Source organism: Phormidium sp. CCY1219, from assembly GCF_055795085.1.
The window spans coordinates 26,610-50,514 of record NZ_JAYFEQ010000894.1 but is presented as its reverse complement, the minus strand read 5'-3'; the positions used below and the strand labels follow the sequence as shown (position 1 = coordinate 50,514).

Sequence of the window (23,905 nt, the reverse complement as noted above, 5' to 3'; positions counted from 1 at the left end):
GAGGGTGAACCATATGGAGATATCCGCGCATTCTACCACAGGGAAAGCCTCTCGACCAAATATTCAAATAAAAAATGCACCGCATCCATTTGGCGATCGCGGCTGCTATTCATTCGCCGCGAGGGTTCTGATGTGGTGTCGGACGTTGCAATGTCAGCGTTTATATGCAAAAAACCCCCTGGACAGGGCGGCGGAAGCCATTCCCTGTCCAGTAGGTTTTTGCCCACATGGCATTGCAGCGAAATTAAGCCGATGTTTTAATCCGCGCTGAAATTACACCGGGCGATTTCTATTCCCAAAAAATATGGGATTAATATTAGTTGAAATACTCGTTAAACTTAAGAGATTTGAGGACAATTGCGGCTGACCATTAGGAGATAAAATGAAGGGGTTTGGTCAAAGCCGCAGGGTTCAAAGAAGAAGTGAACGTCGATTAAATGGGTTGGGATTACGGTTTGCATCGTCCACTACCCCGTTGGTCGTCATCATCTTGGGGAATTTGAGCTTGCGTGCAGGGCGCGTCCGCTTTCTGGCGCTGGATTGGGGTTTCAGCCAAAAGCGAGGATTTGGCATCAAACGACCCAAAAACGCGCAGATCGCGACGACTGCAACCGGGTTTCGGGTCGTCAATTTCACAATTTTCTTGATTTTTGGTTTGTTGTTGTTGAGAGAATAGTTGTAAGGGAGAATTAAAATCGCTTTTGGAAGAAAAGCGAGACTCCATTGCTTGGGCACTGGTAGCAACACCAGCAAGCAGGAAGGTGGAAAGGAGCACAGAGGTATAGAGACGCATAAAGGAACTTGTCTTTAAAAACTTCTGTTCCCTAATACGCATTTCCCTCGCGCGATCGGGATAAAGAAAATCCGAAAGCGTCAGAAATTTAAAATCCGCCAGTTAGCAAACTGTCCCTGCAAAATTTTTTCAGTAAAGAAAAAGCAGTATTTTTTTTTGATGACGAGAAAACGCAAAGATTGCGGTTCGGCGCTAATCCACGCAATCCGGGTTAATTGCGGATAAAGGTTGAGAATATATAATCCCCTAACCGGGGACTTTAACCTGCTTCCGGTTCTTTTTGCTGCGCCTCTATCCAGTCACAGTGACGATAATGCCGTTCGATCGCTTCAATATTGGGGCGATTGTCTTCCGCATCGGGAAGTGCGATCGCTCTCCCGGCAAGTTTGCCATAGCTGGTTTTCCGCAGGTTGGGGGATAACACCACTTTTAACGTCATTGGCTCGATCGCCATTTGCTGCGCCAAGAACAGCTTGTGAATATCCGCCCTTAAGACCACTCCATTGCCCACCGCATGGGTTCCATCGCCCCCCTGGGATTCCAGCCAGAGAATTTCTAGGGCATCTTCCACGTCACATCCGGTAATGGCACATCGCCCTTTATAGGCGTTTAATAACGGTTGTCGAAGCTGCAGGGGAGGCGACTTTTTCGGAATCGCTGTGAGGAGTAAAATCAAGCCGCCACCAAGCAACACCCCGACGATCGCTCCGCTGGCTAAGGTGAGGAAAAACCTTTGGTTGGATTTGGTGGGGGAGACTTGCGGCGCTTGGGCGATCGCTAAACTGCTGACCATTTGCGACTGGGATGCTTCGGCTTGTGAAAGTGCCGCTTGCAGTTGCTCCACTCGTTCTTTTTGCTGCGTTACCTCTGCTTCCAATCGCGAGAGTTCTGCTTCGTCGGCCCCATAATAGTCGTACAGGTTTTGTTCCGCTTGCTGGAGGTTTTCCCGCGCTTGGGGTAAAGTTTTTTTCAGTTTTTCTACCCGGGCGGTTAAGCGAGCATTATTAATCAATTGACTCTGCTGCACCATTGCCTCCATTAAGGCGGCTACGGCTTGATTTGCGGTTTCGGAATTGTCATCTCGATATAATACTTGCAGCATGCCGGCGGTTTCTTCACTGGGCAGTTTTAATAACAATTTTTGCCGCACTTCTTCTGGAGGAACTTGGATATAATCTGCCACGGCTTTTAGGACATTTTCTGCCAGCAACAGATTGACTAATTCTTCTGCCCGAGAAAATTGCTGTCCTTGTTTGATAATTTGGCGGGTGGTGGGGGTGAGGGAATCCTCGGTAGGGTTGGCTCTCAAGGCACCTACAGCAATATATTTTGGCTGGGGTTCGATTTGAAATGCCATGAACCCCGAGATGCCAACGGAGGCGATAAAGAGGGCGACAGCAAGCCATTTGTATCGCGCGAGGGTTTGGAGATAGGAACGGAAAAAAGAAGATTTCATGGCGATCGCAAATTGGGGGCTTAGGTTACGATGAATCTGTCAGTTTGCACGGTAATGACTCTCGGTTGGCGGTGAAATTTCCCGGCCCACACACCCACTGCAAAATTTCGGAAGCTCGGCCATTGATGACGCTGGAGAGTCGGGAGATAACGCCAAATCACGGACTCTGCCATCCGAGGCGATCGCCGCGAACTTCTTGACTATCAGCCAATGGCTTGATTTTATTCTAACCCACGGCCACTGGCGTGGATTTTAAACTGGCAACTAAGCGGACGCCGTATTCCTCTTCAAACACTTGTTTCTTTTGCTCCAAGCTCCAGAGTTCTAACACGCACTTGTCGTCGGGTTCGGTGGGTTGCAGTTTCAGGTGCAGTTCTTTTTTCTTGGCGTCGTAGTGGCATTCCACGTCGGCGATCGCGCCAATTTGGCGGCGATCGAGGGCAACGGACAATCGCAACAATGCACTCAATTGCGCCACCATTTTCCGATAGTGTTTGGGCAGATTGCGATAATTATCGTGCTTTTTCTTCGGCGCACTTTGCCGATGGTATCGCGCGAGATTGGCGATCGCTTCTACTTCTAAATCCGTATAACCGAGCAGTTCGCCGTTGCGAATTAAATAATACGAGTGCTTGTGGTGGGAAGAATGGCTGATGTGAATGCCGCAGTTATGCAAAATTGCCGCAGTCCATAGCAGTTCCCGTTCGTCTAATCCCCACTCGTGCAAAATGCCTTCAGTTTGGTCGAAAAAGCTGAGAACAAATGCGGCAACGCGCTCGGCAGATTCCAGATTTACCTGATATTTTTGCGCCAGTTTTAAGGTGCTGCGCTGACGAATGGAACTTTGAAACCGCAGGCGGTCTTCGATTAACCCGTGAGCGAGCATCCAATCCACGATCACTCCTTCGCGCAGCGATCGCTCGCAAATGGTCAGGGAGTCTATCCCCAACACGGTCATCGCTTCTTGCAAAATTAATGCCCCTGCCAAAATAATTTCCGCGCGCTTCTCGGAAATCCCGGGCACTTCTACCCGTTCCTCATAAGAAAGCTTCCGCAATTGTTGTACGATGTCTTGCAAGTTTTTTAACTTCAATTCGTACCCCGTCAGCGGTGAGGGTTCGGTGCCGAGTTGCTCGCGCGCGTCAATTGCTGCTAAAGTTTCAATCGTCCCGGAGGTGCCGACCAAACGCGGTTCTTCTTGTTGGGGAAATAAGTGGTTTTGCAGCTCTTCTACCGGACGCTCGAGCATTCCGCGAATGTAGGCTTGCAGGTATTTAAACTCGTCGTTACTGATAGGATCTGTGGTGACAAATTCGCTGGTGAGGCGCACTGCACCGACTTTGGTGCTACTCAGGGACCGGGGTTCGTGACCATCGCCTAAAATTAATTCCGTAGAACCGCCGCCAATATCGATAATAATGTGGGGTTCTTTGTTAAATTCCATGCAGGAAAGCACGCCGAGGTAAATGCGTCGCGCTTCTTCTTGACCGGAAATTAAATTAACGCGCAAATCCAATTCCCGCTCGATTTCTTTGAGAAAATCGCGCCCGTTGGGAGATTCTCTCACAGCGGAAGTGGCGACGGCGACGATGTGTTCGGCATTCAAACTGTGGGCGAGTTCCTGGAATCGACGCAGTGCAGCCATTGTCCGTGCCATGACTTCCGGTTTCAGGTTGCCGGTTTTGGTCTCGCGATCGCCGAGACGCACGGTTTCTTTCTCTTTGGCAATAATCGTAAAGGTGGGTAAGCTTGCATCGATTTGCACCACCACCATATGCAGGGAGTTGGTGCCCATATCGATAGCCGCGAGAATGCGCTGCTGCTCCCGATTTGGAGCGGGAATCCTCATTATCGGAACTGATTTAACCATTGCGATTGTTTGGGGTGCTTATCCCATTTCAGACTTCCAGACTAACGATATCTTAATTAATGGGACAATCGCGAAAAACTTTCAGTGAATCTCATGTTAACGTCACCAGAAAACCAAACCGAACCCACCTGGAAAGCGGTGCTGCGCCTGCTGCGGTGGAATAAACCGGCGGGACGCTTGATTTTAATGGTTCCTGCCCTGTGGGCTGTGTTTTTGGCCGCACGGGGAACCCCGCCAGTGCCCCTGGTGGGGGTAATTGTGTTGGGGACTTTTGCCACCAGCGCGGCGGGATGCGTGGTGAATGACCTGTGGGACCGGGATATCGACCCGCAAGTGGAACGCACCCGCGATCGCCCTCTGGCTTCCCGCAAACTTTCGATTACGACCGGCATTGTGGTGGCAATGGTGGCCCTGTGCTGTGCCGCTATTCTGGCCCTCTATCTCAATCCCCTCAGTTTTGCCCTCTGCGTGGCTGCTGTACCGGTGATTATCGGCTATCCCCTGGCAAAGCGGGCGTTTCCCGTGCCCCAACTGGTCCTCTCCATTGCTTGGGGATTTGCGGTGTTGATTAGTTGGACCGCTGCAGTTTCTCACTTAGAACCAGATACTTGGATTCTCTGGGGGGCAACGATTCTGTGGACCTTGGGGTTCGATACGGTGTATGCCATGAGCGATCGCGAGGACGATTTGCGCGTGGGGGTCAACTCTAGCGCTATATTTTTCGGCGATCGCGCCCCGGAAGCGGTGGGCTTCTTTTTCCTCGGCACGATTGCTTTCCTCGCCTGGGAAGGCGCAACCCGTCACCTCAGTTTTCCCTTCTGGATTGCCTTGGGGTGCGGCGCAATTCTTTGGGGTTGGCAATACCTGCAATTGCGCCAAGACAATCCGCCCAAACCAATTTACGGTCAAATCTTCGGCCAAAATGTTTCCATCGGCTTTCTGTTGTTGGCTGGCATGATTGGCAGTTATTTTATTTAACCAAAATTGGCGAGGGCTGGTTGTATTCGGATAAACGCCGGGGACTTAAAGTCCCCGGCTTATAGCTCAAGTCGTCTAAAGACGACTAATATTAATCGGAGGAAATAGCAGTCAAAAAATGAGTCCGCGTAGGCGGACTTAGCTTGCCAAGGCGCGATTTCAATCGCCTTTCTTGTAAAAAAATGAGTCCGCGTAGGCGGACTTAGCTTGCCAAGGCGCGATTTCAATCGCCTTTCTTGCCAAGGCGCGATTTCAATCCCCCGCTTTCTTTCCCCCCAATATTGTCAAAAAAAATGAGTCCGCGTAGGCGGACTTAGCTTGCCAAGGCGCGATTTCAATCCCCCGGTTTTCTCCAATATTGCTTGCCAAGGCGCGATTTCAATCCCCCGGTTTTTAAACCTGTACCCCTTTACCCTTTAATTTCTCCTTTCCACGTGATGATTTGCTGAGTGGAACGTTCGCCTAACGAACGAGTCACGAGTAACTCGATTTCTACCCCAACTCCGGGTTGCAAGTATTGCGATTCTATGGGTAATTGACCCAAATTTAAGGTCAAGCGATTGTAATTTTGCGTCACCAATTCCGGGGGAATTTTGCCCTCGTAGCGGGTGCGATAGTCTCGGTTGCGGCTAAACCACACGCTGGAGGTGGTGGCGCGATAGGTGATGGCGAATTCGGTGGTTACGATGTCGGAGACTTGCCCTCGGTCAATCAAACTGAGGGTTAGATTTTCGCCGTTGCTGGCAAATTCGACCAAGGTAAGCTCGGTGGCTTCGCTTTCCCGGATGAGGTTAGAAATGATGATGTTGGTTCGGTCGGTTTCCACAAATTGCTGTGCTTGCACCCAAATGTCTTCTGGGAAGAAAAGCTCGACTTTGTTATCCTCGGTTAAGCGAAAGTTGGCGCGAGTATCGGTAAAATTGTAGGTCGATCGCCCTGCTTCCCAGGTTACGCGAACCGGGCGTTCGATGCGATCGCGAAATTCGCGATATTCATCGGCAATTTTAGAACCGGGTGCTAACAGCAAGCTCGCACCTTGGCGGGTTTCCCAGCGATTGCGAGAGAGAACAACGTCTAAGCTGGCGAGTTGGGAGATGGGAACGGCGATCGCCGGGTTGTCTTCCGCTAAGGGTTCCTGGCGGTTAATTAATGTGAGCGTTCCCAGGCGTCCGTTCCCACCGCTGGCACCCCAAGAGCCATTGCGACCGTCTGACCCATCGTAGCAACGAAACTCTCGCTCTCGGCATTGCGGTTGCGAAGTGTTGAGGCTATCTTCGCACACGCGCACATCCCAATCCCGTTCGCGACAGTCGCATCCGTCGCCCCCATTGCCCCCGCGTCCCGATCGCCCGCCTTTTCCGCCGGCTGCATTCACGAAAATGTTGTTTAAATGGTCTCGATTGGTATAATATATAGTGAGAAAACCGCCTTGGCCGCCATCGCCGCCATCGCCGCCATCGCCGCCATCGCCGCCATCTGGGGCGCGCAGGTCGTAATCCACGTTGCGCGGTTGTCGGCGACAGCGGGCATCATCCCCATTGTCGCCATCCTCGCCATCCTCGCCGTCGGTCCCGGAGAGATCCAACAGGATAGAGCTTCCATCGGCGAAAAGGGTTTGGTTGTCCCCGGGACGACCATTTCTCCCATCTCGTCCGTCGAATCCGTCGGATCCATCGTCGCCAAAATCGCGGATTTCTCGACTCCAGACTAACATCGAACACTGGAGGGAGTCGGTGGGGGGCATTAAAAGCGGAACGGAAAGGAAGAATAAAAATAGGCTGAATTTAGCGAACCACGGTAGCTGCATCCCTTTTTCTCCTGGCTTTTGAAGTCAGCATTTTAGACTCTACAAGGATTGAATAGCTCAGTCGGGATGACTTTTACATCAACTTTGTGGGCGGGCGATCGCGCTTTTCCGTTCCGCCAATTTCCGGATAAAGTGTTAGTTTAACCTGGCAAAAATTTAGGGATGCGGATGTTTGCGCGGCTTACTTTAACCGCCATGCGGCGATGGGTTCAGTTTTGCCTTTGGCGGCGATTGGTTCGCGCGGTTCGACTTCTAGCTTTTCTTCCATGCATTGATAAATGCGATCGGAGAGGGTAATTTCTCCGGCTGGGGTGGCTGTTTCTAACCGTTTTGCCGTGTTGACCACATCTCCGATCGCGGTGTAAGTGCGGACGCGATCGCTGCCAAATAATCCTTCAATTACGCTTCCGTAATGCAAGGCACATCCCGCCCCTAATTGATGGGGCGCAAGCAGGGTTTCGGCTGCATTTTGCATGGCGCGGGCGGCGGCGATCGCTTGCTGGGGAGTGGCGTAAATTGCCATAATTTCATCGGCGGTTAAGGTAATTCTTAACGGTTGAAATTTAGCGGCGGCGGGTTCTACTGTGCGATAATAAGAATTAAGCACGGCGGCGACAATATCGGGAGAAGTTTCTTCGCACCAGTGGGTAAATCCGCGAATATCCATAAATAAAATGGCGCGATCGCGTCGCCGAAATCCCAATTCTTCCGGATTGATGACCGCTTGTTTCACTGCATGATTTCCCATTCCCCATTGTGCCAAATTCCGCAACAAACCAGCAGTTTCTTGCAGTTTTTTCCGTTGAGATGTCACCTGTAACGTCTGCAGTCCCAGCAACAATCCCACCACCATCGTACTTTGAATGATAAATTGATGATGGGGAATCCGGAGAATATTGATGAAACTTTCCCATCCGGTGGCCTCGGGGTAAGATTTGTAGATCAGTGCCCCATACAGGGCAATCACCATGCTAGTTCTGGTCAAACTTTCTAGGGGAATAATCCAAGTGGCGGTCTGAGATGGCTTATGAAAGCGGATGAATTGCGAGGTAGCAATCATCACAGCAAAGCACCACAAAATCAGGTGATTCGGTTCGGCAAAAAATTCCAGCCCTTCTAGGGGTAAATCGCTCAGGGTGTAAATCGATGGACCGATAAAGTTTCCCCAAAACCGATGGGGATTGGGTCGAGATAAGTACCAGGCTTGGGCAAACATTGCACCTACAATTAAATAATGCCCGGTGTGGATTAAATAGTCAGTCCAACTCATTAACGCCATTTCTGAGAGCGCGTTAAAAATCAAAAAATGCCCGCTATTCGACAACAGCTCGCTAACAAACGCACCCCAACGGGATCCGTTTAGACGTTCTTCAATAACATCTTGTGACGAATTGCGAAACAACTGTTTTAACACGGCTTTGGCGGTGAATTTTTATGGCGAATCTGCATCTCGATTTTGTGATGCTCCCCACCCCATTAAAGGGATTTGACCAACACGGAGTCTCCTTCAATTTTAACTGTATAAGTGGCTAAAGACTCTGTTGCTGGCCCTTGCAGCACTGTGCCGTCTGCACTGTATTCGGCATCGTGGCAGGGACAGATATATTTGCTCTCGCCGACATTCCATTCTACCGTACAGCCTTCGTGGGTGCAAGTGGGATTCACGGCATTTACGATCGCCGCATCTTCCGGGTTTCTGATAACCAGAACCGAACCGCCGGGAAATTCTTTATTGAGGATTGCACCGTTTTCGTCTAATTCAGTTACGGTGCCCACCGCTTCAAATCCCTCGGACTCTGAAGAATCGGTGGGCGGTGGCGGCGGTGGCGGATTGGAGCTTTCGGTTTGGGCTTGTTCGTTGGGGGAACAAGCGGCGATCGCCACGGGTAAAAAACTGGCCATGCAACCAACACTCACCCAACTCATAAACTCCCGACGATTCATTCCTTTTTCTCCGTTGCTAGAACTACGAATTTTGCCCGAAAATGCCATTTCCCTCCGGCCAACTTCCGGAGATTTTGCTCCGGCGACTTGGGGAAAGCATATCCTCTTATTCTATAATGGCTGAAGGCCAAAATGCCATAACATTTAAGCAAGCGTGCCGATTGGGCTTGCCTTACTTTGGGAAGGGGAGGCGTTCCCCGCATGTGCTGGGAAGGAGTCAAAAATGCCATACCATTTGCCAGAATTTAAACTGCTTTTTTGCCTTTGCGGTGGCGAAACCAGCCCAGCATTTGGATGCCGGTGATGAGGAGTGCGATCGCCCCTAATCCGACTAGCAAAACGTAAATTGGCTTCAAGACATCTCCTAGATATTCCCCTTGGTGAATTACCATAAACAGATGAGCGGTGTCAGGAGACATGCCAAACCAACTTTTGCCCAGGCGGTAGATAATTCCAGTTAGGGCGCTGAGCAGTAAGGGGAGGAAAAAAATCGGGGCTAGGAGGCGATGCAACTGGCGATCGCTGAATTTTTTGGCACGGTTTTTCGCGCGATCGCTTCCGCCTCGGCGCATCAGGGTCAAACCAGTGGCGATCGCGCCAATCAGTCCTAACCCAACCAATAGCACGTAAATCGGTTTGATGGGATTTCCCAAGAATTCCCCTTGGTGAATCACCATAAAAAAATTGGCGGTGTCTGGAGACATGCCAAACCAGCTTTTGCCCAGGCGATAAATGATGCCGGTGAGGGCGCTGAGCAATAAAGGAAAGAACAAAATCGGCGCAATTTTTCGGTGAATTTTGCGAAATAAAACTCGATCCATTGTTTTTTATTCCTCGATGGTTATTCGCGTTGAGGTCATCCCCGCCCTTTCAATCATGTGGGTAACTCTTCGCCAGGGGCGTCAAGTCCCACGCCTGAAGCCTTGCCGGCACCGCTTCCAGTGCCCTGCCCCCCCTTCCAGGCTATTATAAAATACTATTTTTCATTTGTCTATTGTATTGTAACCCACCCTCTGGTAAAATGTTCGCGAATATGGGGCGATTCGGGGGGGTTTGGGGAAAAGAGACAAGAAGCGGGGTTGGAGTCAAATGGGTTGCGAATTCGTCCGATTTTCGCTCGATTTTTTCTCACCTCTATTCCGCCCACTTCCGAGGGGATAAAAAACCGGGTTTCTCGCCGGCAGTGGTTGCCCCAGCTTCACTCGTTGGTTAAGAAACGCCGGCGATCGCTTCCGCCTCGGCAGTTGCGTTTCTCGGCGGTAACCTGGGAACGAGTTAAATTATTTTGCATCCGTGCTTAGGGGTAAAAAATCAGTCATGGAACGAGCAATTTCTCTGTTAGGATTGGTGACATTTGTGGCGCTGTGTTATGCGTTTTCGGTGAATCGCAAAGCGGTGCGCTGGCGCACCGTGGCATGGGGGCTTGGGTTGCAGCTTGGTTTGGGAGTTTTTATCCTCAAAACTCCCGTGGGTTTAGCCCTGTTTGAGTTTCTCGGCGAAACCGTAAACCGCTTTCTCAACTTTGCCGATGCTGGGTCGGAATTTGTGTTTGGCGAGGATTTTACCGAGCATTTTTTTGCGTTTAAAGTGATTCCTACCATTATCTTTTTCTCCGCCTGTATTAGCATTTTGTACCACTATCAGATTTTGCAGCGCTTGGTGCAGGGCATGGCATGGGGAATGATGAAAACCATGCAGACCTCTGGGGCGGAATCTCTCAGTTGTGCGGCGAATGTTTTTGTGGGAATGACCGAATCTCCTTTAATGATTAAACCCTATATTTCTAAACTGACCCAATCGGAACTTCATGCAGTAATGACCGGGGGATTTGCTACCATTGCCGGCGGGGTTTTGGCGGCGTATTTAAGCTTTGGAATTCCGGCAGAACATTTGCTGGCCGCTTCGGTGATGTCCGCACCGGCAGCATTGGCCATTTCTAAATTACTGTATCCGGAAACGGAGAAATCTGTCACCCAAGGAACGGTAAAAATGGAAGTGGAAACTACCTATGCCAATGCCATTGATGCGGCAGCATCTGGGGCGCGGGATGGGTTAAAATTGGCTCTGAATGTGGCAGCGATGCTCATCGCATTTTTGGGATTGTTGGCTTTTGTGAATGCAGTTTTAGGCGGCATCGGCAGTTGGGTAGGAGTGCCGCAACTTTCTTTGGAGTGGATTTTATCGTATTTAATGGCACCAGTGGCGTGGTTGATGGGAGTTCCTTGGGTAGATGCGGCACAGGTGGGGGTTTTGTTGGGGAAAAAGACGATTTTAAATGAGTTTATTGCTTATTTGGATTTGCAAAGTTTAATCCAAAATCAGGCAATCTCCCCACGGGCCATTGCGATCGCCACCTATGCTCTGTGCGGTTTTTCTAACATCGGCTCGATCGCCATTCAAATTGGCGGCATTGGCGCGATCGCCCCCCATCGTCAACCGGATTTAGCTCGCTTGGGCCTGCGAACCATGATTGCCGGTTCCATTGCCTGTTTCACTACCGCCTGCATCGCGGGCATCTTATTGTAAGTCATTGGTCAATCCTCACCATTCCACTCTCTTTCAATGCGTTCTAAATCCTTCGCCGCCCCCAATTCTTGAAAAATGTCATGCGCTTTCTGGTAATGCTGCTGGGCAATGTCTTCGTTACCGCGCTTCCGCGAGAGTAGCGCCAGGTCAAAATTGGTTTCGGCAATCTCCCACCTCATTCCCAATTTTTCCATTTTCCCTAAAGCTTCGGTTAAATATTGTTCCGCAGCATCGAGATTGCCTTTACCCAGTTCGATATCTTCCAATAGTGCTAATGATGTTGCCATGCCAGAGCGATCGCCCAATTCGGCGATCGGTCATCTGCCTGGGTTAATACACATTGGCACTCGGGTGTAAAGCACTTGTTACAATTCTTTTCAACTTTAGATGCATCATCGAGTTTGAGGCAAGTAATGATGCAGGTTTCCCAACGCGCCCTTGTAATTATCGCCGAAGCAACCGCAACCAGCGCCATTGGATTGGTTCATGCCGGTGCGGGTGTGGGGCCGGTGCGTCACCCCCCCCACAAACGTGGCTGATTCTCCCATTGATGAATTGCGGGGGGTGACGCACCCTACCGGTGGGGGGTTCGGATGACAATCGAGCTGAAAAGCAAAATAAACCCTGCCTATCTCAGGCTGGGTTTATTGTTAAATCAGCTAACATTACGCTTCTGATTGTGCGTGGCGCTTGCGAATCATCATTAGAGAACTGGCACCTAACAATCCGAGGATTAAAGAAGGTTCGGGTACGGAAGTGGTCACACCTTTGACGGCAAAAACCACGTCATTGTAATCCTCGTCTCCGCCACCCACGATATCTTCAAACCCCAGGAGCAAGTAGTCGCCCACAGTATATCCGAGAACGTGCGTCAGGTTGTCGGAGTTTAGATTTGGGTCAAACCCGAGGAACTGTTGGCCGCCATTTTTGCCGTTAGACTTCACGAAGAAATCAATAAAGGTGTTTCCGGCAAAATTGCCCAAGCTGGCTCCTTCACCCAGTTTCAGGGGGCCTTTGCTGTTGGAAAGAATGCTCAGGGGGGAAGAAATATCGTCAAAAATCTTGTTTTTCGTGGTTCCGCTATCTACAGAGTAAAATAGCTGATTGCGATAGCCCGCCCCTTCATTGATGAAGAAAACTTCCACATCTTGCACGCCTCCGGACCAACGCAGTTTGCTCAGGTCAGCTTGCGGCAGATTGAGGGTATTGAGGGAATTGCGCTCGTCATTCACCAGATCGTTAAATTGCGTCCAAGCGTCGAAATCTAAGCGCAACAAATCGCTGGGTGCGTTTTCGTATTGTTGGTCATACTGCTGTCTCGTCACCTGAGCTGAGGCACTTTCAGCAGTGAGTAGGGTTGCAGTGGTAGCAACCAGGGCCATTACCCCAATCGCGGATTGGCGAGCGATCGCGTTGAATGTTGAAAGGTTTTTACTTGTATGAATCGCCATGATTCTTTGGTCTCCGTTATCGACACTTTAATGGGTTGAATAAACACTGTGGCTAATTTCGCTGCGTAGCGAAATAGTCTTTGCGTCACTGCACCTCTGTTTACTTCCACTCTAGAGGCAATGTTCCAGCTTAGGCAAGAGGAAAAATCTATCTTGTTCGGATCTTTATAGTTTAGGAGAGCTGTGTAAAGAGTTTGTAAATTTCAAGGGGTTTTCTGCGGCTATGTAGCCTCAACTCATCCCCGGGCATGGGGCATGGGAGGGAAATCATCCCATCCTCGGGATAAGGATATAGGGCGATCGCGCTATGGGGGCGGTGCGTCACCCCCCCCACAAACGTGGGTTATTCTCCCATTGATGAATTGCGGGGGGTGACGCACCCGACGGTGGGGGGTTCGATCGCGGAATCTGGGGCAATCTCACTCTGGGGAGAGAGTGTCTGTGATTTCGATCGCGGTGGCGGTTGTTTGCGATCGCATTGAGGAGTATTTTACATCACGAAAAGCTGAGGTGTAAATCACGGTTTTTACTACTTTTGGGTCACGGCATCCCGGCCTAAAATCGGTCATACTATAAATAGCAAATTAATTCAGACGAAAAAAGAAAGAAGAGGAGTGAAACTCGATGCCTGTTTTATCGACGCCTTTACATCATTGGAAGCAAAAATCTCTGCACGTGATGGATGAAATTCTTCACCCATTGCGCCACTGGTTGGATGCCATTGAAGTTACCAATCCGGAAATGGCGCATTTGCTGTGCAAGTTAATTCCGGCGCAGTGTCCGTTTGAGCGGGACGTGAACTTGTTTGGCCACACTCTGTTTCACATTCCGCCCCTGTGCAAGCTCAATCCCTTTTACGAGGAACTGGTGAGTTTGCGATTCCGCGCTTTATGCTATCTCGCCGATGAATGTGGCGAAGATATTAGTGCTTACTGCTAGGAAGGGAAGCCGGGATTTTTCTTGGGAAAATTGCTGCTGAAAAAGCAGCCTACAATCAAAGTCAGAGTATGCTTTTCGGAAACCGAACCTTTGGGTGCGGTTTCTACCACTAAGGGGGGATTGACTTTCCTATTAAGTTTTGTTACATTAGGTACATAAGCACGACAAAGGTGCATTTTATAGAGATAAAGGAGGTAGCCTGAATGAACGGCAATATCCGTGTAGGCAACTTGTTTGGAATCCCATTTTATATAAATCCTTCTTGGTTTTTAGTGCTGGGCTTAGTCACCCTAAGTTACGGGGGTTGGCTGGCAGGACAATTTCCAATGGGAGGTGCAGTTCCCTGGATGTTGGGCTTTGTGGCGGCGTTGCTGCTGTTTGCTTCGGTGTTAGCCCACGAACTGGGACATAGCCTGGTGGCGATTAGCCAGGGAATCGAAGTGAAATCTATCACTTTGTTCTTATTCGGCGGTTTAGCCAGTTTAGAAAAAGAATCGAAAACCCCGGGAGAATCGTTTTGGGTGGCGATCGCCGGTCCGCTAGTCAGCTTAGCGCTGTTCGGTATATTCACCGCGATCGGAGTCGTCACCAATGTAGGCGGTCCGGTGGGCGCGATGCTGGGACTGTTAGCGTCGATTAACCTAATCCTCGCCCTGTTTAACCTGATTCCCGGTTTGCCCCTCGATGGCGGGAACATCCTCAAGTCCTTGGTATGGAAGATTACCGGCAATCCCTATAAAGGGGTAATTTTCGCCGGACGAGTGGGACAAGCGATCGGATGGTTCGCGATCGTCACTGGCGCACTTTCTATCTTGGGTCTCAGTAACTTCGGTAGCTTCTGGACGCTGTTAATCGGTTTCTTCTTGCTGCAAAATGCGGGAACTGCGGCCCAGTCTGCCACGATTCAAGACAAACTCTCTCACCTCACTGCTGCTGATGCGGTCAATCCCAATAGCCCCATCGTTTCTGAAAACCTGACCCTGCGCGAATTTGCCAACGAATACATTATCGGTCAAACCCAATGGCGCAAGTTCTTAGTCACTAACGAAGCGGGCGCTTTTATCGGGTCGATTTCGGTGGATGATTTGAAACTGGTCTCTACTTCGCAATGGCCTACTACTCAGGTGAAAGACTTGATGAAAACGGTGGAAAATACCACCACTGTCAATTCCGACCTGTCCTTGCTAGAAGTGGTCACTTTGTTGGAACAAAAAGACATTTCGCAACTGCCGGTGGTTAACGATAATGGCGTATTAGTCGGGTTGCTGGAAAAAGCCGAAATCCTTCGCCAATTGCAAAAACCTACGGAAACCAAACCGGCCTAATTCATACGGCGCGACATTAAGTCGTTAGCAGAGAAAAAAGCCTCCCTCGGGAGGCTTTTTTATTGGGGTTTTGAATGATGGAGGGAGGGGCGCAAGGCCAATGACCCCCATCGGTCAGGTCTCGCATCAGTTTCAGTTTATTTTGTCAAGTATCTGGAGTGCAAAAGAAGGTAACATTCTGGCAGCAGTTTCTCGTCAGTTGTTACTTTTTTTGTTACCTTTGCTTTTCTACAAGGGCGATCGCGCCCTTTTCGCCATGCCATCCCGGGGCGATCGCGGCAAATTTTAATGTAACGGTGCAGTTAATCCTTCGCAGGTTAATTCGGAATTCAGCACCAGGTTTCATTATCGCAAACCAAGGTATAAAAGTGGATTTGCGGCTTTTTGGCTGCATAAATTTGCAGTACCTTCGAGCGGCTCGAATGTTTTACATAAAACGAAAAAAAAGTTCAGTAGTTCTTCGGCATCCTTTCTCTACCCTACGGATGAACCTGTGGATTTCACGGAAACAAGCAGGGGCGATCGCTTGTCACTGAGATTGAGATGAGTTAAATTTAGGAAGGAACCAATAATGAGAAAATCGGCCACAATAAGCAAAAAGACTAATTCATTGGTGAGGAGATTTTGTCTAACACAGAAGCAGGGGTAACGATGAGCGTTTTAGCAGAAAACAAGCATTGACCCGGATCGAGCGCGATCGCTGTCCCGAGAAAAGCCATCACAGAAAAATTGCCCCATTTTCGTCTTTTTGAGGCAGCTCGTCTAAGGAATAATTATGAAAAGCCGTAGTTTTTTAATCGCCGCCCTAGCGGTATTGAATTTAACAATTACTCATCATAAAAAAATCCTCGCCCAACCCATCGCCCCCACCCCGGAAGATACGGGAACCCGGGTGACGCCAGAGGGGGATGAATTTCACATTCGTGGGGGAAAATTATCCGGGGATGGAGCCAATCTATTTCACAGTTTCGAGCGCTTTGGTTTAGATGCCGGACAGAGCGCGACTTTTCATTCCAACCCGACAATTTTCAACATTGTGGGACGAGTGACGGGGGGGAATGCTTCGATAATTAATGGACTCATTCAAGTCACGGGAGGAAATTCCAATTTATTCTTAGTGAATCCAGCGGGAATTGTCTTCGGACTGAATGCATCGTTAAACGTACCGGCGGACTTTTTTGCCACTTCCGCCACGGGCATTCAATTGAGTGAAGGGCACTGGTTTAACAGCATTGGCGACAATCAGTGGGCGAGTTTAGTCGGCACTCCCTCGGCATTTGTGCTACCCGACAATGCAGGAGCGATCGCCAATTTCGGCCACTTATCCGTGCAACCGGAACAAAACTTAACCCTTCTCGGCACCCAAGTCTTGAATGCCGGCACCTTATCCGCACCCGGAGGAACCATCACCCTAGCAGCGGTTCCGGGAGAACATCTGGTTCGCATTTCCCAAGAGAATCATCTGCTGAGTTTAGATGTATCTTACCCTGCGCCTCTCACCGCCTCTACCAACGCCTTCACCTCCCTGTGGTTGCCGGAATTGCTCACGGGGGGTAGTGTGAGTCACGGCGATCGCGTGGAAGTGCGGGCGGATGGCACGCTCGCCATTTCCGGTTCCGGGATTGCCCTCGACCCGCACACCGGGGATGCGATCGCCACTGGCACCCTGGATGTAGCTGGCGGTCCGGGCAGTCCGGGGGGCGGTATATCCGTGCTGGGAGAGCGCATTGCTTTGATTGGCGCGAGGGTGGATGCCTCGGGACGCAGTGGCGGTGAGGTGTTCGTGGGGGGCACTCGCCAAGGACGCGGCCCGCTGCCCAATGCCTTGCAAACCTTCGTCAGTGAGGATTCTGTGGTCAGTGCCGATGCCCGCACCGATGGCGATGGCGGCCAGATCGTGCTGTTCGCCGCCGAAAGTGCGACAATTGGCGGCACCCTCACCGCAAGGGGCGGCGCGCGTTCCGGCAATGGCGGGTTTATCGAAACCAGCGGATTGCAAGGGTTAGCGGTGAATACAGTGCCCAATGTAGGTGCGATCGCCGGGTTAGCAGGGGAATGGCTGATCGACCCCTATAATATCGAAATCGTGCCCGGGGCGGGGTCTAGCAATATTAACGGCATTTCCCCATTTGAATCCGCCGGCCATAACGCGCAATTGGGCGTAGACCTGATTCTCCAAGCATTGGACTCCGGAAATGTGACCATTGCCACCGGTACGGGAGGCCCGGAAGCGGGGAACATTACCCTCAGTACCCCGCTAAATTATAACCTGACCCTGGAAAGAACCCTGAAGCTGAACGCTCACAATAATATCGTCATCGACGAGCCGATCGCTGGCGCAACGGGCAGCGCCCCGTTAAATCTGATTCTCAACGGCAACAATGGGAACCTCGCCGGGGGTAATGGGTGGGTCAACGTGAATCGCCCGATTTCTACCTCGGGAGGCAATCTCACGATACGGGGACGGCGACTCACTGCCACAGAACCCGGTGGCGGTGGCGTGAACCTCAATAGCACGATATCCACCTTGGGCGGTAATGTTACCCTAGAGGGCGTGGCGCAAAATGGCGGGCATCGGGGCATTGTGATTACCTCCAACGGCGCGCTCGATTCCGGTGGGGGTGAAATTTATCTCTCGGGAACTGCAGCAAATTACAACGCCTTTCAAGGGGTGCGAATCGAAGGCCAGATCGCCTCTAGTGGCGGAAATGTCACGATCGTCGGCGAGTCGGTGCGATCGCAGGGGATTTTATTCAATGGGGGTAGCGTGCTAGACTCCGGCGGCGGCGATATTTCCCTGATTGCCGAAAATCAAAACTATATCGCCATCCACCTAGAAAACACCACCCTCACCTCTGAGGGAGGTCAGATAAGTTTAACCGGTAAAACCCAGGACACGGCAGAACCGGGGGTGCGCCTCGACCCCGGCATTTCCCTGGATTCCGGGGGAGGTGCGTTGGAGATGACGGGAGAAAGTGCTGGCGGTATGGGAATATCGATCGCCACTCCCCTGGACTCCCAAGGCGGCGCGATCGCTTTAACCGGCACCAGCAACGGCACGGAACCGGGGGTAGGGATTACCGGGGCGATATCCTCTAACGGGGGTGCGATCGCGATAACCGGCAGCAGCAACGGCACTCTCGACCTGGATATCCAAAGCGCGATCGATGCCGGAAGCGGCACGATAAATCTCACTGGCGATACTGTAGAGTTTTCCGGCACGAATCTCTCCCTCAGCGGCAGCACCCTGGACATTCAGCCGCTCGATCCCGCCAACGACCTCACGATTGCCAATACCGACTCTACCCCAGTAGAGTATCGCTTCGACGGCATTACCATCGGTGCAGAGACTTCTTCCGGGACGATCGCCCTCACCGGGGACATGCAGTTTAGCGGTTCGCTGCAGGTGCAGTCCCCGGAAACCGACGGCGAAATCGACTTATCCGCCAGTTCCCTCACGACAACTGGTCACGCCGTAACCGTCAGCGCCGGGGGAAACATTCGCGCTGGTGAGATGAACTCCAACGGCGGCGCGATCGCCCTAACTGCCGATGCCGATAATACCAATGGCGGAGGGGTAAATCTCACGAATGGCGCGATCGCCACCGATGGCGGCGAGTTCATCGCCACTGGGGAAAGCATTACCCTGGATAACAGCAGCATTGCCACCGACAGCGGAAATATCTCTCTCACGGGCACCGGCAGCGGCGGCATATTGCTGCAAGATAGCACCCTGAAAAATGGGGGGCGGATGACCCTGACTGGCAATTCCTTCAATTTCAACGGCACCACGCAACTCGCCGGCACGGGGGTATTGCAGATTCAGCCTCACAATCCGGACGCGGATCTGACCCTAGGCAGTATAGGCAATCGGGTTCAGTTGGATGAGGGAGAACTCAATGCCTTACAAGATGGATTCGAGCGCATTATTATCGGACATGACAGCGGGAGTGGCGCGATCGTCATTTCCGAGGCGATCGCCTTTCGCGACCCGGTAACAATTCAGTCCCCCCAAGGGGACGGGTCGATTACCGCTACGGCGGCGATTTCCGGCGAAGATAATAGTGCGATTCAGCTAAATGCCGCCACCGATGTTACCACCCAAGATATCGCCGCCAATGCCGGCATCTCGATCCGTGCGGGCAACGAACTGAGAACCGGCAATCTGGATACTTCCTCCACCGAATCCACGGGCACTGGCGGTCCGATCGCCCTGAACGGTACAAATCGCATCGTCACGGGAAATATCGCTGCCTCGGCAACATCGGGCAATGGCGGGGCAATTTCGGTGGCGAGTGAGGGTGAGGTAACGCCGGGAAATATCACCACGAACAATAATAGCATTACCCTCGATGCAGCACTCTCCCTCGATCGCAGTATCGCGATGGATGCCGGGGGCGGCAACCTGCTGTTAAACGGCACAGTGGATGGGTCTCACGAACTGTACCTTTTCACCCAGGGGACGGGGACGATTCTGCTGAATGGAGATATCGGCAGCACCACTCCCCTGCAAACCCTGTGGGCGAAAGCACCGACAACCTTAGCAGGAGATGCCAGTGCGAATTTTCTCTACTTCAACGCCCCGTTAAATGCGATCGGCGATCCGATCCTCAGTGGCAATGCGATGGACTTTACCGATACGGTGACCGGATCGGGAAATCTCACTTTACAAACGCTTTTACCCGATCGCGATATCCGCCTCGGGGACGTGAATAACCACACCCCCGCCCTAGATTTAACCGTTACCGAACTGGGGTACTTGCAAGAAGGCTTTGCTTCGATTACTATCGGACGTGCCAATGGCATCGGCCAAATTTCCGTTGCCGATATTTCCCTCAGCGATCCCTTCACCGTGAGATCGCAAACGGGAACGATTCATCTGAGCGGCGCGATCGCCGGCAGCGACAACGCATCGCTCACCTTATCCACCGACGGCGGCATTCAACTGCACGACAATATTGCAGTAACCACCGAAGGCGAGAACATTACTTTCGATGCCTCCCTAAATGGATCGCACGCCTTGCAGGTCAGTGCCGGCACCGGCACGGTGAGCTTCCTGCGCCCGGTGGGAGATACCACTCCCCTGACAGATTTAACCGTGACCGCCGACGAAATTAACCTGCACGATCCTCTCCGGGGTGAGGGACACTTGGTGCTGCAACCGAGTACCGCCAGCTTAGATGTGGCCCTGTCGGTGCAAGAGACGGGAGTGGATGGGGACAGCAGCACTTTAGACCTGACGGTGCCCGAACTGGCCCAGGTGCAAGATGGGTTTCAGTCGATTACCGTGGGGCGAGAAAACAGTATCGGCACCACGCGACTCGGCGCAACCCAAGTGAGTACGGAATTTAGCGACTCGGCGATCGTGCGCGGCGACACCCTGGCGTTAAATGGCACGATCGCCACTACGGAAGATGCTTCCCTCACCTTCACAGCAGCGAATATCCGGCTGGAAGGCGGCACAGAAGTGCGAGGCAACAATCGCGATATTATCTTTGGCGGCACCGTAAATGGCAATTACCCCCTAAGTGTGGATGCTGGCACCGGCAACCTGCGCTTCGATCGCGAAGTGGGAAATATAACCCCCCTGTGGAGCTTGCAGATTCGGGCGCAGTCTGTAGAAGCGGCCTCCACCATCGCGATCGCCGCCGGGGGAATGAATGTGACCTCTAACGGCACGATTCGCCTAGATGGTGCGATATCGGTGGCCGATGGCGGTGCGGTAAAACTCACCGGCGAGGGGGACATTCTCACCCGCGAGATTACTGCCAACCAGATTGACCTCCGCAGCATCTCCGGGGCAGTGGATACTCGCGATGGCACCCTGGATACCCGTGCCAACTCTGTCGAGGGCGCAGAAGTGGAAATCAAAGCATCGGGTAACATTTCCACCGGGGATATCCAGACCGCTTCTACCCGCGATCGCGGTGGCGCTGTTTCCGTCTCCAGCACCAGCGGCGATATTACCCTAGGCGAGATAGATACCACTGGCGAGACCGAAGGCGGTTCCCTGCGGGTGGAGACCCCGGGAAATATCGCGATCGGCGAGATTGCCACCGGTTCGCCCTCGGGCAGTGGCGGCGCGATCGCCCTCGGTTCGGAAACTACCCTAAGCGATATCATTACCACTGAGGATATAAACGCATCCGGCGCGATCGATGGCGGGTCGGTGGATATTTACGCCCAAACTCAAGTCACCAGCGGCGCGATCGATACCTCCGGAACCGCAGGCAATGGCGGCGATGTGTTTATCGATCCGGATTTGGATGTGCAAGTGAGCTGGATCGATGCCGAAGGGGGCATAGATGGCGGTAACGTGGAAATTATCACCCGTCGGCATTTCCGCGCTACCGATACCTTGACCGACGCCAGCGGCCAACCCGCCAGCATTTCTACCATCGGGGGCGATCGGGGCGGTTCGATTATCATTCGTCACGGCGGTGGCGGCGAGATTCCTTTTGTCGTCGGCGACCCCAGTGTGAATGGTACCGCCGGACGCCTTGTTTCTGGCTCAACTGCGATCGACCGCAACACCATCGGTTCCGATGCTAACGCCCCGGGAACCTTTTTATATGACTATGTAGAAGGAAATATTCAGATTCTACCGAATGTCCAACCCCCGACCCGCGATACTGCTTCTGCTGAACCGTCAGAATCGGTTCCCGAAGAACCGGCAGAACCCTCACAACCCACGGTCGAGGAACCAGTAGAACCCTCCCCTGCGGCGTCCGAAGAATCGGTAGAACCCTCACAACCCACCGTCGAGGAACCGACAGCGCCGTCACAACCCGCACAAACCACAGATCTACCCCCTACTCCCCCAACTGTAGAGGCATCGAATTCGCCGCCATCGGCAGACTCGGCGTCTCCATCTTCTCCCACAGAAGAACCGCCATCCGGGGAACCCCCACCCGCAGAAACCGCAAGTGCGGAAATGCCTTCGGAAGAAACTGTGAGTGCGGAAATGCCTTCGGAAGAAACTGTGAGTGCGGAAACGCCTTCGGAAGAAACTGTGAGTGCGGAAACCTTATCCGCAGAAACACTATTGCCAGAGAGTTTATCCGCTGAGGAATCTGTAGAAACATCCACTGAACCATCGCGATCGCTTTCCTTATCCTTGCCAGAACTCTCTGTCGGGGAACAAGAGACTGAAATGTTAGCAGCAACCGAAGCGATCGCGCCAGCTACGCCAGCAGAAAATTCCTCGCCTCCGCCCATCGCACAACCGACGCCAGCAGAAAATCCCAGCAATGGGGATGATGCTGAAGTCGAGATGCAGGCAGAAACCCACCGCGAGGCGATCGCGCCGTTGGAAAATCCCGGGCACATGCCGCAAGAGCAGGTTTTGCGGGTAGACCCCAGCGTGTATCGCGACTTGCCCAACGAGAGCGGAACCTCCGCCCCCAGCACGTCCCAAGTATCGGGGCGTGATACATCGCCGACGACCAATGGTAGAGCATCCTCGGCGTCAGATTCCACCTCTACTCCGACTTCCGAGGGTGGATCGGTTGCCCTCGATGACGCATTGGCGGAGAATAATACCGAGGGGGCAATTTGGGCGATCGAACAAAGTTGGAATTTCGAATTTCAGGAACATCTGGGAGTGACGGCGGAACTGCCGCAGCAAAGCGAGATCCTGGGGAATTTCCAGCGCAGCTTAAAAACTCTTACCGCTGACACTGGCAAGCAATCGGCAATTTTATATGTAGTTACGCGCCCCGATCGCTTGGAACTGGTGTTGGTGCCGGCGGTGGGCGACCCGATCCGCAAAACCGTCGCCGATGCGCCGCAATCGGCCTTATTTCCGGTGATTACCGAATTCCGCCAGCAGGTCACGGATCCGAAGCGACGCAATTTAACCACCTATTTATCATCGGCACAACAGTTGTATAGTTGGATGGTCGAACCCTTTGCAGGGGAATTAGAAGCGCTGCAAATCGAGACCTTGCTGATGTCTTTGGATAGCGGGTTGCGGAGTATTCCCGTGGCAGCATTGCACGATAGTGAGGAATTTTTAATTGAAAAATACAGCATCAGCTTGATTCCCACATTTAGCCTGACCTCACACAGCTATTCTTCGATGAAAAATGCGCGACTGTTGGCAATGGGGGCGTCTGAATTTGCCGATAAAGCCCCGTTACCGGCAGTGCCTTTGGAGTTAGAAGCGATCGCGCACAATATTTGGCCGGGAAAATCGTTTATCAACGAAGAATTTACTGTGGAGACGCTGGAGAAACAGCGAGAAACCGACCGATTTGAAATCATCCACCTCGCCACTCACGCGCGATTTGATTCCGGAAATGCGCGCAATTCCTACATTCAACTGTGGGACGAACGCTTAGAACTCGATGAAGTGCCAACCCTGGATTTGCACTATCCACCCGTAGATTTATTGGTATTAAGTGCTTGCAGTACCGCCCTGGGCGATCGCGAAGCGGAATTAGGGTTTGCTGGGTTAGCCGTCCACAGTGGCGTCAAGTCCGCGATCGCCTCGTTGTGGTACGTCAGCGATGAAGCGACTTTAGCCCTGATGACCGAATTTTATACCCAACTGCGACGCGCCCCGATTAAAGCCGATGCCCTGCGTCAGGCGCAGATGGCGATGATCCGAGGTACCCTGCGCTTCGAGTCCGGTCAACTGGTCAACTCCACTCGGGCGATGGATCTGCCCGATGCCCTGTCTCAATTGGGGGATTCCGAACTCTCCCATCCCTTCTACTGGGCGGGTTTTACCACCATCGGCAGTCCTTGGTAAGCGGATGTGCGACGCCGCCAATTCGCACTCGTTTCCTTGAGATGTAGGGTGGGCGAGGCTC

Annotated in this window: 18 protein-coding genes; 8 read left to right on the top strand and 10 right to left on the bottom strand. The window is 52.1% G+C overall.

Annotated elements, in window-relative coordinates; genetic code table 11:
* On the top strand, positions 1-271 hold a 271-nt coding region (locus AC0QH1_RS29520; protein WP_324635023.1), incomplete at its 5' end, for a hypothetical protein.
* A gap of 177 nt (positions 272-448) precedes the next feature.
* On the opposite strand, the gene patX is transcribed toward AC0QH1_RS29520, so the two are convergent.
* The 3 genes from patX to AC0QH1_RS29505 form a co-directional block, all read right to left on the bottom strand.
* Entirely contained in the window at positions 449-793 is a 345-nt protein-coding gene (patX, locus tag AC0QH1_RS29515; RefSeq protein WP_324635022.1) for a heterocyst-inhibiting protein PatX, read from the bottom strand.
* Positions 794-1,052: 259 nt separating this feature from the next.
* The gene (locus tag AC0QH1_RS29510) at positions 1,053-2,249 is read right to left on the bottom strand and encodes a hypothetical protein (RefSeq protein ID WP_324635021.1); all 1,197 of its coding nucleotides are present in this window, start codon (positions 2,247-2,249) and stop codon (positions 1,053-1,055) included.
* A gap of 226 nt (positions 2,250-2,475) precedes the next feature.
* Positions 2,476-4,119 carry a Ppx/GppA phosphatase family protein gene (locus tag AC0QH1_RS29505; RefSeq protein WP_324635020.1) on the bottom strand — a complete coding sequence of 548 codons (1,644 nt, stop codon included), beginning with the start codon at positions 4,117-4,119 and terminating at the stop codon, positions 2,476-2,478.
* A gap of 93 nt (positions 4,120-4,212) precedes the next feature.
* Here AC0QH1_RS29505 and AC0QH1_RS29500 point away from each other — a divergent pair, with 93 nt between their 5' ends.
* On the top strand, positions 4,213-5,097 hold the full coding sequence (locus AC0QH1_RS29500) for a 4-hydroxybenzoate solanesyltransferase (RefSeq protein WP_324635019.1): 885 nt from the start codon (positions 4,213-4,215) through the stop codon (positions 5,095-5,097).
* 409 nt (positions 5,098-5,506) lie between these two features.
* Here AC0QH1_RS29500 and AC0QH1_RS29495 read toward each other — a convergent pair whose 3' ends face one another.
* The 4 genes from AC0QH1_RS29495 to AC0QH1_RS29480 all read right to left on the bottom strand — a co-directional run bounded on the left by AC0QH1_RS29495 (position 5,507) and on the right by AC0QH1_RS29480 (position 9,669).
* Complete coding sequence (locus tag AC0QH1_RS29495; RefSeq protein WP_324635018.1) at positions 5,507-6,904, bottom strand: hypothetical protein; 1,398 nt, start codon at positions 6,902-6,904, stop codon at positions 5,507-5,509.
* A gap of 181 nt (positions 6,905-7,085) precedes the next feature.
* Positions 7,086-8,318: an adenylate/guanylate cyclase domain-containing protein gene (locus AC0QH1_RS29490; protein ID WP_324635017.1), complete on the bottom strand. Its 1,233-nt coding sequence runs from the start codon at positions 8,316-8,318 to the stop codon at positions 7,086-7,088.
* Between the two features lie 62 nt (positions 8,319-8,380).
* Positions 8,381-8,848: a QcrA and Rieske domain-containing protein gene (locus AC0QH1_RS29485; protein WP_324635016.1), complete on the bottom strand. Its 468-nt coding sequence runs from the start codon at positions 8,846-8,848 to the stop codon at positions 8,381-8,383.
* 245 nt (positions 8,849-9,093) lie between these two features.
* A complete protein-coding gene (locus AC0QH1_RS29480; RefSeq protein ID WP_324635015.1) occupies positions 9,094-9,669 on the bottom strand; it encodes a PepSY domain-containing protein in 576 nt (191 codons plus the stop codon).
* A gap of 496 nt (positions 9,670-10,165) precedes the next feature.
* Between AC0QH1_RS29480 and AC0QH1_RS29475 the strand changes: the two genes are divergently transcribed.
* A complete protein-coding gene (locus tag AC0QH1_RS29475; protein WP_324635014.1) occupies positions 10,166-11,374 on the top strand; it encodes a NupC/NupG family nucleoside CNT transporter in 1,209 nt (402 codons plus the stop codon).
* 8 nt (positions 11,375-11,382) lie between these two features.
* Here AC0QH1_RS29475 and AC0QH1_RS29470 read toward each other — a convergent pair whose 3' ends face one another.
* Positions 11,383-11,661, bottom strand: a complete 279-nt coding sequence (locus AC0QH1_RS29470) for a hypothetical protein (RefSeq protein ID WP_324635012.1) — start codon at positions 11,659-11,661, stop codon at positions 11,383-11,385.
* A 126-nt stretch (positions 11,662-11,787) separates the two neighbouring features.
* On the opposite strand from AC0QH1_RS29470, the gene AC0QH1_RS29465 reads away from it, so the two are divergent.
* Positions 11,788-11,913, top strand: coding sequence for a hypothetical protein (locus AC0QH1_RS29465; RefSeq protein WP_324635011.1), 126 nt, complete (start codon positions 11,788-11,790; stop codon positions 11,911-11,913).
* Between the two features lie 126 nt (positions 11,914-12,039).
* Here the strand turns inward: AC0QH1_RS29465 and AC0QH1_RS29460 are convergent, their stop codons facing one another.
* On the bottom strand, positions 12,040-12,825 hold the full coding sequence (locus AC0QH1_RS29460; RefSeq protein ID WP_324635010.1) for a DUF4114 domain-containing protein: 786 nt from the start codon (positions 12,823-12,825) through the stop codon (positions 12,040-12,042).
* Positions 12,826-13,163: 338 nt separating this feature from the next.
* Here AC0QH1_RS29460 and AC0QH1_RS29455 point away from each other — a divergent pair, with 338 nt between their 5' ends.
* From AC0QH1_RS29455 to AC0QH1_RS29445, 3 genes are all read left to right on the top strand, one after another.
* Positions 13,164-13,307: a hypothetical protein gene (locus AC0QH1_RS29455; RefSeq protein WP_324635009.1), complete on the top strand. Its 144-nt coding sequence runs from the start codon at positions 13,164-13,166 to the stop codon at positions 13,305-13,307.
* Between the two features lie 196 nt (positions 13,308-13,503).
* On the top strand, positions 13,504-13,764 hold the full coding sequence (locus AC0QH1_RS29450) for a Mo-dependent nitrogenase C-terminal domain-containing protein (RefSeq protein WP_324635024.1): 261 nt from the start codon (positions 13,504-13,506) through the stop codon (positions 13,762-13,764).
* A 203-nt stretch (positions 13,765-13,967) separates the two neighbouring features.
* Positions 13,968-15,089, top strand: a complete 1,122-nt coding sequence (locus tag AC0QH1_RS29445) for a site-2 protease family protein (RefSeq protein ID WP_324635008.1) — start codon at positions 13,968-13,970, stop codon at positions 15,087-15,089.
* 214 nt (positions 15,090-15,303) lie between these two features.
* Here AC0QH1_RS29445 and AC0QH1_RS29440 read toward each other — a convergent pair whose 3' ends face one another.
* Positions 15,304-15,435 (bottom strand): hypothetical protein, encoded by a 132-nt coding sequence (locus AC0QH1_RS29440; protein WP_324635007.1) that lies wholly within the window; start codon positions 15,433-15,435, stop codon positions 15,304-15,306.
* A gap of 429 nt (positions 15,436-15,864) precedes the next feature.
* Here AC0QH1_RS29440 and AC0QH1_RS29435 point away from each other — a divergent pair, with 429 nt between their 5' ends.
* On the top strand, positions 15,865-23,844 hold the full coding sequence (locus AC0QH1_RS29435) for a CHAT domain-containing protein (RefSeq protein WP_324635006.1): 7,980 nt from the start codon (positions 15,865-15,867) through the stop codon (positions 23,842-23,844).
* The last annotated feature ends 61 nt before the right edge of the window (positions 23,845-23,905 follow it).

Coding starts and splice junctions, on each gene's coding strand:
- patX (WP_324635022.1), bottom strand. CDS start 793: ATGCGTCTCTATACCTCTGTGCTCCTTTCCACCTTCCTGCTTGCTGGT.
- AC0QH1_RS29510 (WP_324635021.1), bottom strand. CDS start 2,249: ATGAAATCTTCTTTTTTCCGTTCCTATCTCCAAACCCTCGCGCGATAC.
- AC0QH1_RS29505 (WP_324635020.1), bottom strand. CDS start 4,119: ATGGTTAAATCAGTTCCGATAATGAGGATTCCCGCTCCAAATCGGGAG.
- AC0QH1_RS29500 (WP_324635019.1), top strand. CDS start 4,213: ATGTTAACGTCACCAGAAAACCAAACCGAACCCACCTGGAAAGCGGTG.
- AC0QH1_RS29495 (WP_324635018.1), bottom strand. CDS start 6,904: ATGCAGCTACCGTGGTTCGCTAAATTCAGCCTATTTTTATTCTTCCTT.
- AC0QH1_RS29485 (WP_324635016.1), bottom strand. CDS start 8,848: ATGAATCGTCGGGAGTTTATGAGTTGGGTGAGTGTTGGTTGCATGGCC.
- AC0QH1_RS29480 (WP_324635015.1), bottom strand. CDS start 9,669: ATGGATCGAGTTTTATTTCGCAAAATTCACCGAAAAATTGCGCCGATT.
- AC0QH1_RS29475 (WP_324635014.1), top strand. CDS start 10,166: ATGGAACGAGCAATTTCTCTGTTAGGATTGGTGACATTTGTGGCGCTG.
- AC0QH1_RS29470 (WP_324635012.1), bottom strand. CDS start 11,661: ATGGCAACATCATTAGCACTATTGGAAGATATCGAACTGGGTAAAGGC.
- AC0QH1_RS29465 (WP_324635011.1), top strand. CDS start 11,788: ATGATGCAGGTTTCCCAACGCGCCCTTGTAATTATCGCCGAAGCAACC.
- AC0QH1_RS29460 (WP_324635010.1), bottom strand. CDS start 12,825: ATGGCGATTCATACAAGTAAAAACCTTTCAACATTCAACGCGATCGCT.
- AC0QH1_RS29450 (WP_324635024.1), top strand. CDS start 13,504: ATGGATGAAATTCTTCACCCATTGCGCCACTGGTTGGATGCCATTGAA.
- AC0QH1_RS29445 (WP_324635008.1), top strand. CDS start 13,968: ATGAACGGCAATATCCGTGTAGGCAACTTGTTTGGAATCCCATTTTAT.
- AC0QH1_RS29440 (WP_324635007.1), bottom strand. CDS start 15,435: ATGAAACCTGGTGCTGAATTCCGAATTAACCTGCGAAGGATTAACTGC.
- AC0QH1_RS29435 (WP_324635006.1), top strand. CDS start 15,865: ATGAAAAGCCGTAGTTTTTTAATCGCCGCCCTAGCGGTATTGAATTTA.